The sequence below is a fragment of the Ferrimicrobium sp. genome, assembly GCF_027319265.1.
Classification (GTDB): domain Bacteria; phylum Actinomycetota; class Acidimicrobiia; order Acidimicrobiales; family Acidimicrobiaceae; genus Ferrimicrobium.
Genome location: NZ_DAHVNP010000014.1, coordinates 46,408 through 58,201 on the forward strand (window position 1 = coordinate 46,408; position 11,794 = coordinate 58,201).

Annotated in this window: 13 protein-coding genes; 5 read left to right on the forward strand and 8 right to left on the reverse strand. The window is 58.9% G+C overall.

Going from position 1 to position 11,794, the window contains the following annotated elements; translation table 11 throughout:
* Window positions 1-95 precede the first annotated feature (95 nt).
* The gene (locus M7439_RS01410; RefSeq protein WP_298345775.1) at window positions 96-458 is read left to right on the forward strand and encodes a hypothetical protein; all 363 of its coding nucleotides are present in this window, start codon (window positions 96-98) and stop codon (window positions 456-458) included.
* Window positions 459-516: 58 nt separating this feature from the next.
* On the forward strand, window positions 517-969 hold the full coding sequence (rsfS, locus tag M7439_RS01415; protein WP_298345772.1) for a ribosome silencing factor: 453 nt from the start codon (window positions 517-519) through the stop codon (window positions 967-969).
* A gap of 375 nt (window positions 970-1,344) precedes the next feature.
* On the opposite strand, the gene M7439_RS01420 is transcribed toward rsfS, so the two are convergent.
* On the reverse strand, window positions 1,345-1,959 hold the full coding sequence (locus tag M7439_RS01420; protein ID WP_298345770.1) for a UPF0149 family protein: 615 nt from the start codon (window positions 1,957-1,959) through the stop codon (window positions 1,345-1,347).
* A 173-nt stretch (window positions 1,960-2,132) separates the two neighbouring features.
* On the opposite strand from M7439_RS01420, the gene M7439_RS01425 reads away from it, so the two are divergent.
* From M7439_RS01425 to M7439_RS01435, 3 genes are all read left to right on the forward strand, one after another.
* Window positions 2,133-2,978, forward strand: a complete 846-nt coding sequence (locus tag M7439_RS01425) for a fumarylacetoacetate hydrolase family protein (protein ID WP_298345767.1) — start codon at window positions 2,133-2,135, stop codon at window positions 2,976-2,978.
* Entirely contained in the window at window positions 2,975-3,133 is a 159-nt protein-coding gene (locus M7439_RS01430) for a hypothetical protein (RefSeq protein WP_298345764.1), read from the forward strand. Before M7439_RS01425 ends, M7439_RS01430 begins: the two co-directional genes overlap by 4 nt.
* Window positions 3,134-3,340: 207 nt before the next feature.
* Window positions 3,341-4,957, forward strand: coding sequence for a hypothetical protein (locus M7439_RS01435; protein WP_308464349.1), 1,617 nt, complete (start codon window positions 3,341-3,343; stop codon window positions 4,955-4,957).
* On the opposite strand, the gene M7439_RS01440 is transcribed toward M7439_RS01435, so the two are convergent.
* From M7439_RS01440 to rplU, 7 genes are all read right to left on the reverse strand, one after another.
* On the reverse strand, window positions 4,954-6,294 hold the full coding sequence (locus M7439_RS01440; protein ID WP_298345758.1) for a VWA domain-containing protein: 1,341 nt from the start codon (window positions 6,292-6,294) through the stop codon (window positions 4,954-4,956). The genes M7439_RS01435 and M7439_RS01440 overlap by 4 nt on opposite strands.
* 1 nt (window position 6,295) lies before the next feature.
* Window positions 6,296-7,147 (reverse strand): MoxR family ATPase, encoded by an 852-nt coding sequence (locus M7439_RS01445; protein WP_298345755.1) that lies wholly within the window; start codon window positions 7,145-7,147, stop codon window positions 6,296-6,298.
* Window positions 7,148-7,157: 10 nt separating this feature from the next.
* Window positions 7,158-8,474 carry a glutamate-5-semialdehyde dehydrogenase gene (locus M7439_RS01450; RefSeq protein ID WP_298345752.1) on the reverse strand — a complete coding sequence of 439 codons (1,317 nt, stop codon included), beginning with the start codon at window positions 8,472-8,474 and terminating at the stop codon, window positions 7,158-7,160.
* Between the two features lie 70 nt (window positions 8,475-8,544).
* A complete protein-coding gene (gene proB / locus M7439_RS01455) occupies window positions 8,545-9,600 on the reverse strand; it encodes a glutamate 5-kinase (protein WP_298345750.1) in 1,056 nt (351 codons plus the stop codon).
* Window positions 9,600-10,880: a GTPase ObgE gene (gene obgE / locus M7439_RS01460; RefSeq protein ID WP_298345747.1), complete on the reverse strand. Its 1,281-nt coding sequence runs from the start codon at window positions 10,878-10,880 to the stop codon at window positions 9,600-9,602. Before obgE ends, proB begins: the two co-directional genes overlap by 1 nt.
* Window positions 10,881-11,074: 194 nt before the next feature.
* Window positions 11,075-11,341, reverse strand: a complete 267-nt coding sequence (rpmA, locus tag M7439_RS01465; RefSeq protein ID WP_298345745.1) for a 50S ribosomal protein L27 — start codon at window positions 11,339-11,341, stop codon at window positions 11,075-11,077.
* Window positions 11,342-11,481: 140 nt separating this feature from the next.
* Window positions 11,482-11,793 carry a 50S ribosomal protein L21 gene (gene rplU / locus M7439_RS01470; protein WP_298345742.1) on the reverse strand — a complete coding sequence of 104 codons (312 nt, stop codon included), beginning with the start codon at window positions 11,791-11,793 and terminating at the stop codon, window positions 11,482-11,484.
* Window position 11,794: the final 1 nt, after the last annotated feature.

An 11,794-nucleotide genomic window follows, 5' to 3' on the forward strand; every position in this document is an offset into this window, starting at 1 on the left:
ACCGGGTCGTCGGCTCGTCTGGACTAAAATAGCAGAGGCCTGGGATCGAACGCACGATCGGGACAGAGATGTCCTTGCAGATTGGAATACTACGCATGGCTGCACGCACCAACGAATCAAGTGATCGTTATGAGACGATAGAGACCTGCAACAGCTTGTGGGTCTTTGAGGCGCAGGAGAAGAGGTTCTTACGTCTACCGAGAAGTCATCCCCTTCCAAGCTCCTATTCGCTCCTGCCCGAGTCAGCTTGGGAGCACTATGAGTCCTTCACGCTGGACCCAGTCTCTGGAGAGTTCATCGTCCGTCTCACCGCCGATGGCTCCCGCGTGCTTCGGTCGCAACGCCATCGACAGCCATGTCCGATCTGTTCAGCCGAGGCCGACCTCACGATGACTCGCGAAATCAGCACCATTGAGCTATCGCTCCTTGACGGTACGCCCTTGCAGCCCGGCACGTGACAGACAACCCGCCCTCCTTACCGAAGGGTCCACTGTCGGCGGCTACACTGGAAGCATCGTGAAACATAACCTACGACCAGGGCAAAAGTTGGGTATTGAGATCTATCCCGGCCCCACTCCACACACTGAAAACAGGCGCGTCGATGTCGATCCACGTGAGTTAGCCCTGTTTCTCGCTGCCGTCGCTATGGAAAAATCGGCCAGCGATGTGTTGGCGATCGACATCGGAGAGGTGTCAACCTTTGCGAGCTACTTTTTGATCCTGACGGGTTCCAACACGCGACTCCTGCACTCGTTAGTCGATGAACTCCGCGACCGCGCCAGGGACGAATATGGTCTTCATGTTCGTGTCGAGGGTGAAAGAGGCGAGGAGTGGGTGCTGCTCGACTTTGGATCGCTCATCGTGCATTGTTTCTCTACCGAAGCGCGCGAGTTCTACCAGCTCGAACGGCTTTGGTCCGATGCTACCCGTATCGAGCTACCGACACCCTCGAACGCACAACCTCGCTGAACAGGAGTTCCACGAAGCTGGGTACAAGCTCAGCAAGCTCCCATCACGGTCTGTGCCTCTCAACGTGGAGGGTGAGCGCAATCAACGATCCCCATCGCCAAGCACCGACCCCATGGGGGTTGATGAACCCTACCCTTGTAGGAAAAGTGCAAGTTGTCAATCGCCGCCAGCCTAACCGTGAACCGATGAAGGCTCACAGATGGCGTGGACCGCGCGAGGCCATCGCGTCATTGGGGAGTTCGCCCATTCGGTACGATAGCCGCACCGATGTTATCAACAATGGGCCCGCCGACAATGGCATTGTGGGTCCTGTTTGGCACGCGATCCACTCCACCGACAGCGAGGCTCTCGGCGACGACGAGCCCAGATCGGCCATCACTCTGGTATCGACGGCTCCGCAGCTGATTGTGCAGGAGCATCAACTCCATCGCGCTCAGCTAGGTAGCGGAAGAGACCGACTACCGATGGTTGAATAGAATCGATCAGCTCCTCGGCGAAGCCATCCTGATTCTCCTCAAGCGCCTCGAGCCCCTCCTCGGTCCCGAACACTACAAACGGTAACATTAGGTTTACCGCCTCATCATCCTCGGCTAACGTGGAGAACGCCTCTGGAAAGAGATCGGTCGCCAGCAGGAAGCCTGCGCACCACTCCACCGGCGAGATCTCCTCAAGCTCCTCGTCCCCGTCTACCTCCACGATAGAATCGAAGATGGGAAGGAACTCTTCCGGGCGCGTACGAATCACCTCGCGCACAACCTGGGCGTGGCGGGTCATGAAATCGATCACGGTGGGATCGATCACCTCACCCTCACGCACGACGCCTAGGGCCAACTCGACCCACTCATCCTGTTCAACACCGACTGGAGCCACGGCCAGACCGGCGACAAAGCCGTCAAAGGCAGTCAGCGTCAAACGCTCGGGTGGCGCCTCAGGATCATCGAGAAACTCAGCCAGAGCATCTAGCTCGTCTTCGCTCAATTGGTCAGTCATCGGCTGCTCCCGTCATCCGCTCGATCATGCAATCCGCTATCACGCTAGTCGACCCGTCGGCACTGGCCACCGGGCCAAGCTAGCCGAAATCCAATTGTTCACTCACGCGCTCGACAGATAGACTGGCGCCAAGGCAGCGCGACCTCGGTCGCCTTTCATTCAAGGGAGTTACCATGCGCTTTGCAACGATCGAATTTCAGGGCCACCCTCGGGCGGCCATCGACTTTGGAAGCCACTACCGAGTGACTCCGTTTCACGACCTTGCAGAGGCTCTACGGGCCCTTGGCGGTGATGTCAGCGCGTTGGCCGACGTGACCGAGTTCGAAACCGTCGATGTCGCAGAGGCCGTCATCCGGGCCACGGTGATGACCCCGAGCAAGATTATCTGCCTTGGTCTGAACTTCACTGATCATGTTGCCGAGATGCTCCATGATCGCCCAGCGTTTCCAACACTCTTTGCCAAATACCCACTGACACTCACCGACCCCTACGCCCCAATTGTCAAGCCAGTGATCTCTGATGCAATGGACTGGGAGGTCGAGATCGGCGTGGTGATCGGCAAGCCGGCACGCTTTGTCACCCAGGAACGAGCCCTCGATCACGTCGCTGGATACACCGTCGTCAATGACGTCTCCTTCCGTGACTTTCAAAATCGAACCAGCCAGTTCTTACAGGGGAAGATCTTCGAACGCACCACCCCAGTCGGACCCTGGTTGGTGACCCGTGACGAGGTCGACGACGCGAACGACCTCGCGATGACCCTGACAGTGGACGGTGAGGTGATGCAAAATGGTCGGAGCTCACAGATGATCTTTGGGGTAGCCGAAACAATCGCCTACCTCTCGCAAATACTCACGCTTGAGCCAGGTGACCTCGTGAGTATGGGCACGCCATCAGGTGTAGGCGCCGGGCGTAACCCTCAGCGTTTTCTTGAACCAGGAGAGACGATGGAATCGACCATCGAAGGCATCGGTGTTCTTGCGAACCGGATCGTCGCCCCTGACTCCTCGACCAGTTGACAGTCGAGGATGCGATCGAGCCCGAGGACGACATCGGTCTCCTCGCCATCGACCTCGGTCAACCACATCGTCGGGTGAAGACCTCCGGAGACGCTCAGCAGTCGTCCCATAAGCTGTTGCTCTCCTACCATATGTACCTCCATGCGTCGATCTAGAAAACGACGCACACTCTGTGGCTGCAACGGTTCCATAACCACCTCCCTGCTGGTCTCTCGGCAGTTCGGCGTCGCTCTTGAGCGCAACCTCGTGTTGGCAATATTTTTTATTGAACATTTGTTGGATGTATTCTCTTAATAGTTGGACACCGTCTGACGATAGAGGGTAACATAACTACCGTCGATTCACCGTTGCCTGGGGGTATCATGTTCAGACACAGCCGTGGTGCGATTCTACGTTCGTTGGCTATCAGCCTTGCGCTCGTCCTCGCCGTCCTCGTCGTCCCAGCCAAGCCGGCGGCGACATCGACCACTCCACTCCCGGCCTCACACCTCGCCAGCGCGACTACCGCCAGCGCTGGGTACCTACTCGCCGGGGCTGATGGTTCGGTCTATGGCTTTGGTGCGCAGACCTACGGATCAACGTACACCGACGGACTCACTGGTCTGGGCGGCGCCCACCCGCTCGCCGCACCGATCGTCGGTATGGCCGCGACACCAAATGGAGGCGGCTATTGGATGGTTGGCAAAGACGGTGGCGTCTTTAACTTCGGTGATGCAGCCAATTATGGGTCAACCTATACCTACGGGATCACGGGTCTCGGTGGTGCCCACCCGTTGAACGCTCCTATCGTCGGTATGGCCGCGACACCGAACGGTCAGGGCTACTGGATGGTGGCAGCCGATGGCGGGGTCTTTGACTTTGGCAATGCTGGCTTCTACGGGTCGACCTACTCTGATGGGATCACGGGGTTGAGTGGTGCCCACCCGTTGAATAAGCCGATTGTGGGCATGACGGTCGCTCCCGGAGGTGGCGGGTACTGGCTCGTCGCCGCCGACGGTGGCGTCTTTAACTTCGGCTCCGCCCCGTTCTTAAACTCCTTGGGCAGCCGACAGATACCAGCACCCATCGTGGCAATGGTCATGGTCCCTGAGGAGCATGGCTACGATGTGTCGAACTACAACTGTCAAGACCTTCCAAACTCGCCGCAAGGGCTCATGTTTGTCGAGACCAATGGCTATCCTTTTAGCTTTGACTATACGCCACCCAACGGCGTCGGCTGTGGCACCGCAAGCAACGGGATCTCCCAAGGCTTGATGGCGGCATTGGAGATCGCAGGCAACGCCACCCAACCTTTTCTCTTTCTCGGTGACAGTCCAAATGCAAGCAACACGAACCCTGCGGTCACCGACCTCGTCCCCAGTGGATGTGTCAGTGTCCCGAGCGACATCGGTCTTGCCGCTACTGGCACCGCGCTGCCTGGTTGGAACACCGCCACCTGCCAATACGATGAACCAAACGCCAGCGGGGACTTCGCCACCGCACCGGTGACGACGTTGGGCTGCCAGCTCTACGTGGCCGCCGGCCACTCCTGTGACGCCCCAGGTCCTAACTTCAACTTCGGCTGGCAACAGGCGATCTTTGGCTACGACACCGCGACGGTCAACGCGAACGCCGCTGACCTTCCCAATATTGTTCACAACACCTGGTGGCTCGATACGGAAACCTCAGGAAGCTGGACCAGCAACCCTCACGCCAACTACGATGCGATTCTCGGCGCCATCGCAGCACTTGAGTCCCTCGGTGCAGCCAACGTCGGCGTCTATTCCACAAACTACCAGTGGTCACAGATCACCGAGGGCGGCATGCTTCCCTCTGGGACCTCGCTCTGGATTCCCGATCCCGGAGCCAGCCCCGCATCCGTCTGTCAAGGAGTGGCTGGATCGAGTTGGTCTGCTTTCGGAGGCGGCGTCATCCGCTACGTCCAGTACGGCACCACCAGCCAGTTTGGCAGCCCTATCGACGAGGACGCCAGCTGCTAGAGGATCTGCTCGACGAAGTGCTCCAACTGGCGCAGCGTCCGACACTCGACCACAGCGTTGCACCAGGCGGAGTAGCTCGCCACCGTTGAGTCACCCGTATTCCAGTAGCCTTTTGGCTCCGGGTTGAGCCAGTATGTTGCTTTTGCCCGTTCAGCGAAGGCTCGGAAATGAAGTTCCTCCGGATCATGATAGTTTGAGCGTGCATCACCACAGATGATGAGGGTCGTCGAAGGCGAGATGGCTGCGTGGTAGCGTTCATCAAAGTGCCGAAACGTTGCCCCATAGTCTGAATGTCCAACTAAGCCGACGACCTTGGCCGACTGGGCAACGTTACGAAGCGCCACCTCAATATCGCCGCCTCTGCCGAGAAGCTCCGTGACCTCGTCGATCTCGTCGATGAAGGCAAAGCTGCGCAGACGCCGCAGCTCATGCGAGAGTGCGAACAGCAGTTGCATCGTGAACCGCGCAAAGGAGGCGACCGAGCCAGAGACATCAGCGAGCAGGACTACCTCTGGACGCATCGGCCGATCATCACGGGTCACTGGATCGAGTGGGACACCACCGGTCGACAGTGATCGCCGGATCGTCGCTCGGAAGTCGAGTCGGCCAGTGTTGTGGGCCCGATGTCGCCGCTCAAGTTTAGCGGTCAGTTTGACAGCCAGCGGAGTAACGATGCGTCGGAGCTCTCGAAGCTCCTCCCGTGAAGCGTGCATAATCTCGACGTCCTCCGGCAGATGGAGGCCGAGCGTTCGCGCCACCTCAGTGGCACCACGTGCCTCGACCACGCGCGCCAACACCTCACGATCGATGGCAGACGTCAACGCCTTAAGCCGCTGTGCGACCTCAAAATCGGAGTCATCAAAGACCGATGCCGCATCCCCCTGTTGCTGGGTGGCGAGACCTGCCAAAAGCTCGAAACGCAGCCGGTCAATATCAAGACCCCTCGCAGTTCGATAGGCATAGTAGACACCCGAGACGGGGCGATCCGGGGAGACCCCGGCGAAGCGCTCCACTGCCCGACCGACTAGCTCGCCTAGCCGCTCATAGTCTTGGGCCAACAAGGCATCGCGAATAGCGTCGATCAGCTCCTCTTCATCCTCGCCGTCAGCCTCAGCGTGGGAGCCAGCAGAGAAAAAGACATCGAAGAGACGGTAGAAGATCGCCAAGGAGGACTGCTCCTTGACAAGAGTGGCAGCCAACGCCGCACGGAGTACCTCTCTGTCGAGCAAGTCAACTGCGACCAAGGCAGCCGCCGCGTCGATCACTGACGATGGTCCCAGACTGACCCCTGCCGCACGAAGGGCTTCAACAAACGCAAGAAGAGTGTTGAGTAACACGTCAGGAGGCTCGTGGCGACAGTTCCTTGAGTGCCCGCTCGATATCGGCACGATGCTTCAACAGAATGGGGAGAGTGGCGGTCAAGACATCGTCGTCAAGAGAATCCACCGAGAGCGCCATCAAGGATCGACCCCAATCGAGCGTCTCGGCGATCGATGGGCTCTTCTTAAGGTCCAATGACCTGAGGCGGGCCACGATGGCCACCAGACGCTCCGCTAGCTCCTCCTCGATCTCAGGTATCGCGGTACGTACGATATCGAGCTCACGAGCTTGGCTTGGGTAATCGAGATAGAGATAGAGCGCCCGCCGCTTAAGTGCCTCGGAGAGCTCCCGCATGCCATTGGAGGTCAAGACAACGATCGGCTTTGACGTGGCGACCACTGTGCCAAGCTCCGGCACGGTCACCTGAAACTCCGCGAGGACCTCAAGCAACAAGGCCTCCGTCTCGACTTCGAGGCGATCCACCTCATCGATCAGCAGAATCTTCTCCGCTTCGCCCCGTAGTGCCGCCAACAGAGGCCGCTCCAACAGGAACTCCTGTGAGAAGATCGATTGCACCTCTTGGTCAGCTCCTGCCTGTAGTGCGAGCAGCTGCTTGCGATAGTCCCATTCATAGAGCGCTCGAGATTCGTCGAGCCCTTCATAACACTGCAGGCGAATCAACTCGAGCGAAAACGCCCGTGACAGTGCCTTGGCGAGTTCAGTCTTGCCAGTGCCTGCCGGGCCCTCAACCAAAATAGGCTTCGCTAATTTGGTCGCAAGAAAGACGGTGGTGGCGATCTCGGTACTCGGCAAGTAACCCACCTGAGCGAGTGCGTCCGAGACCTCCTTTTGACTCTGAAGGTACAACACCCCCTCCAGGTTAGTGACGAATCTGACCCTCTCCTTCGATGACGATCTTTGTCGTCGTCAGCTGCGTGATACCCATCGGACCGCGTGCGTGAAGCTTCTGCGTACTGATGCCTATCTCGGCCCCCATGCCGAGCTGACCTCCATCGACAAAGCGTGTTGAGGCGTTGACCAAGACGCTGGCGGCATCGACCTCACGCTCAAACCGTTGCGCATGGGCTAGGTCGGACGTGATGATCGCCTCAGAATGACCTGAACTGTACTTGCGGATGTGGTCAATGGCCTCATCAAGGCTATCGACCACACGCACCGCCAAGATCAGATCTAAGAACTCGCGAGCGTAGTCGTCCTCGGTTGCCGCCACTGCACGGCGACACGCCCGGAGGGTACGCGCATCTCCACGTAACTCCACCGGCGCCAGAGCCGTGTCCAACAGACCGAGTAATGACTCGGCCACGCTGGCATGGATCAGGAGCGTCTCCATCGCGTTGCAAACACCAGGGCGTTGCATCTTAGCGTTCTCGATGATGGTGACGGCCATCGCAAGATCGGCACCCTCGTCCACGTAGACATGGCAATTACCATCGCCATCGATGATCGTGGGCACCGTAGCCTGAGCCCGTACGGTAGCGATCAGTTCTGGACCACCTCGTGGGATGAGCACATCCATCGCTGTGTCGAGTCGCATAAAAGCAACGGCACCTTCGCGACTCGTCTCAGCTGCTAACCCCACCAACTCTATCGGCAAACCCACCTCGGCGAGTGCCCTCCTCACTGAAGCAACGATGGCTTGATTCGAGTGTCGAGCCTGCGACGAGCCTCGTAACAGAATGGCGTTCCCCGCATATAGTGCCAGCGCGCTCGCATCCGAGGTCACATTAGGGCGATTCTCATAGATCACACCCACGACTCCAAGAGGCACCCGGATCCTACGCACCCTGAGGCCATTAGCCAGGACCCACCCCTCGATTACCTCCCCCACCACGTCGCGTTGGCGGCTAATCGCCCGAACAGAGTCGACCATCGCTCCTACACGGGACTCATCGAGGGTGAGGCGATCACGTTGAGCGGCGGTCAAGTTATGGGCACTATCGAGATCGAGACGATTCGCCGTGAGGATCTTCGCGCGATCAGCCTCAAGCGCCCCTGCGATAGCCTCCAGCAACCGGACTCGAACTGCTCCCGCACTCGTGGCCAAAATCCGCTGGGCTACCCTCGCTGCTTCGGCCATCCTCGTGAGCCCATCACGATCCGTAACGGCACCGTGATCGGCCTCGTGGGCGATTTTGTCTTGCGCGGGCTTGTCCTGGTTTGTCAGATCCTGTCTCATGGCACCTCATAGTGTGATAGAAGGGTGGCCTTCAATTCCCTCCCCAGCGTACACCGTCGGCATTACGATTTTAGACAAGAAGAGCGAGATCATCTCGATGGACCACGACCCCACGAGTACCAAGAATGGCTGAGGCATCCAAGCGCGTAATCCCTCGAGCGAACACTCCACCCTCCGCCGTCTCGATCTCAACCGTCGCCCCCGCCATGAAACGACCGCGCACCTGACGGATCCCCACGGCCAACAACGAAGCTGAACTCGAACAGAGCGCCGCTTTCGCCCCCTCATCGACAACCAGTGAACCCTCTGGGTCGGTCGCGTACGCAATCCAGAGGCGTCGAGCAGGCTCACGTACTCCAAGGGAGGGGATCAAGGTCGATGGAGCGGGACGCCCCTGTACTGCGGCGACGATGACCCCTTCCGTCTGTGCCGACGCGATCAAACAATCCACTCCAGAGCGCGCCGCAATATTGGCGGCGGCCAACTTCGATGACATCCCACCGCTTCCGCGCCCAGAGATCGAACCCTGCGCACGCACGGTATCGAAGGCATCAAGCTCGAGACGTTCAATCAGCTGTGCCCCACTCACCCGCCGAGGATCGGCGTCATAGACGCCTGGCAGGTCCGTCAGCAGAAGTAACAGATCAGCGTGGACTAGGTGGGAGACCAGTGCCGCCAGCCGATCATTGTCACCAAAGCGGATCTCCTCATTCGCAACGGCATCATTTTCGTTGATCACCGGCACGACGTGCATCCGCAGTAACTCCTCCAGCGTGGCCCTCGCGTGCAGATACTGACGGCGATCACCGAAATCCTGAGGTGCCAGCAACATCTGGCCGATCTCCATCCCGTAAGCTCGAAAGCGCTGCGCCAGTTGCGCGAGCAGCTCTACTTGCCCGACTGCACTGATCGCTTGCAAGACGGCCGCCTCCGCTGGCCGAGCGACACCCAATCGCCGTACACCGAGTGCAATCGCACCCGAGACCACCAGCACCACCTCGACGCCGCTCCGACGAACCTCGTCAATACCCTGCACTAACCCGGTGGCGACCTCGGTGCGGAACTCGCCTGCGTCCGTGGTCAACGAGGTCGTCCCAACCTTCACAACCAGACGAGCGATCCCCATCAGTCCTCCTCGAAGGTGAACTCAAAACTCCCTATCTTCACAAGATCGCCTTCGCGGCAGCCGAGCCGTCGCAACATCCGGAACACTCCCATGCGTTCCAAGCGCGTATGAACGATCGCGAGTGCATCAGCCTGCCCGAGATCACTCAGACCAACCGCATGGAGCGCATCCCTGCCATCCACCATGAAGGCCGCATCTCCTGTACGCGTCACCCGTACCTCGAAGTTCGGCCGAGGCCGATAGACCATTCTCTCCACCGTCGCCGGTCCGCCAGCCTTCGCATCGGCCACCACCTGGGCAAATCCATAGATCACACTCGCCATGCCACGTCGGTCCACATTGGAGACAACCCCAACCAACGGCATGGAGAATTGTTCAGCAACACGGCTCATCCGTCGTTGCGCCTCCTCCCCGTCGTCGACAAGATCGAGTCGCGTACCAACAAGCACGCGAGGCCGGTCGCCGAGGGATTCCTGATAGTTGGTGAGTTCATGGAGCAACTGCGCAACGCACTCCTCCATTGCACGCTCATCCAAGTCAGCCGGAACCACAAGCGCCAGCGCCACCGCCCGCTCGACATGCCGCAAAAAGGCATGCCCCAATCCGCGACCCTCGCTCGCTCCCTCGATCAAGCCTGGGATGTCAGCGACGATATACTCTGTTGCGTCAGCGGGACGTACGACACCGAGATTAGGGATGAGTGTGGTGAAGGCATAGTCGGCAATCTTGGGACGTGCGCGGGAGATGTTGGCAATCAGTGAGGACTTTCCGACATTTGGCTCCCCAATCAAGCAGACATCGGCCTTGAGTTTGAGCTCAAGATTAAACCAGAACTCCTCACCCACCTCACCCTGCTCAGCGAAGCCAGGAGCCCGCCGACGGTTGGAGAGGAATCTAGCATTACCAGCTCCCCCTCGACCGCCACGGGCAATGACGAATGCTGCTCCAGCTTCGGCGAGGTCAGCGACGAGCGTACCATCGAAGTCGCGTACCACAGTACCAAGCGGAACCCCAACCACCTGATCACGACCACCAGCACCATGCATCTTTTTTCCCTGGCCGTGAGCACCATCGCCCGCGCGACGAAAAGGCTGGTCGCGAAAGACAATCAACGAAGCGAGTTGAGGGTCCACCTTCAGGATTACATCGCCACCCTTCCCACCGTCTCCACCATCAGGCCCACCGCGATCCACGTGCGCCTCGCGTCGGAATGAGACAGCGCCAGCTCCTCCGTTGCCCCCCTTGACATGGACTTGCGCAGCATCTACGAACTCCGCCATCCTCACCTCGCTTATACCAATGAAGGCGGGGCCCAAGACCCCGCCTTCTAAAATTCACTCGCACCACCTGCCGACCTAACGTGAACCGCTCGGCCACACCCGACGGAGCTACCCTAACGTCGTATGGCTTGCAGTCGCGACAAGCACTGCGTTCGCACAACTACCGTCCCGCAGAGGACAGGATCGTGCAACGGCTAGTTGAGGGGATCCTCGATCGGCACCACTGAGACGAACTTACGACCCCGATGCTGCCCATATACCACTTGACCAAACTCTTTGGCGAACAGGGTATCGTCGCTACCACGCCCTACATGGTCACCTGGATAAAACTTCGTACCGCGTTGGCGAACAAGAATCGATCCTGCCTGCACCGTCTGACCACCGTAGACCTTTATCCCCAATCGTTGGGCATTAGAGTCACGGCCGTTCTTAGTGGAACCACCACCCTTAGTCTTTGACATTATCTCCTCATTCTTTTTGTACTCACGCCTCTGTCACCCACATCAAAACCTTTACGGCCTGGCGACAGGACCTACTTTGGCGTCATGACCGCACGTCAGGGCGAACACTCCTCCGCAGTCGCTCAACTGAGCTCCGAGAGCTACCCGGCGACGATCGAGGTAATTCGCACTCGAGTGTACTTCTGGCGGTGACCAAAGTGCTTACGCTCGTTCGCCTTGGACTTGTAACGGAAACCAATAACCTTGGTCCCCTTTACCTCCTCGACGACCTCGCCGACTACCGATACACCGGCAAGCTCATCGGCACGAGCGAGCACTCGCTCATCGTCGACAAACAGTACTGGGCGCAGAGACACTTCGTCACCGGCAGGAACGTCAAGACGCTCCACCAGAACCGTCCGACCCTCAAAAACCTTGGCTTGCTTTGAGCCTACATCAACAACTGCATACATA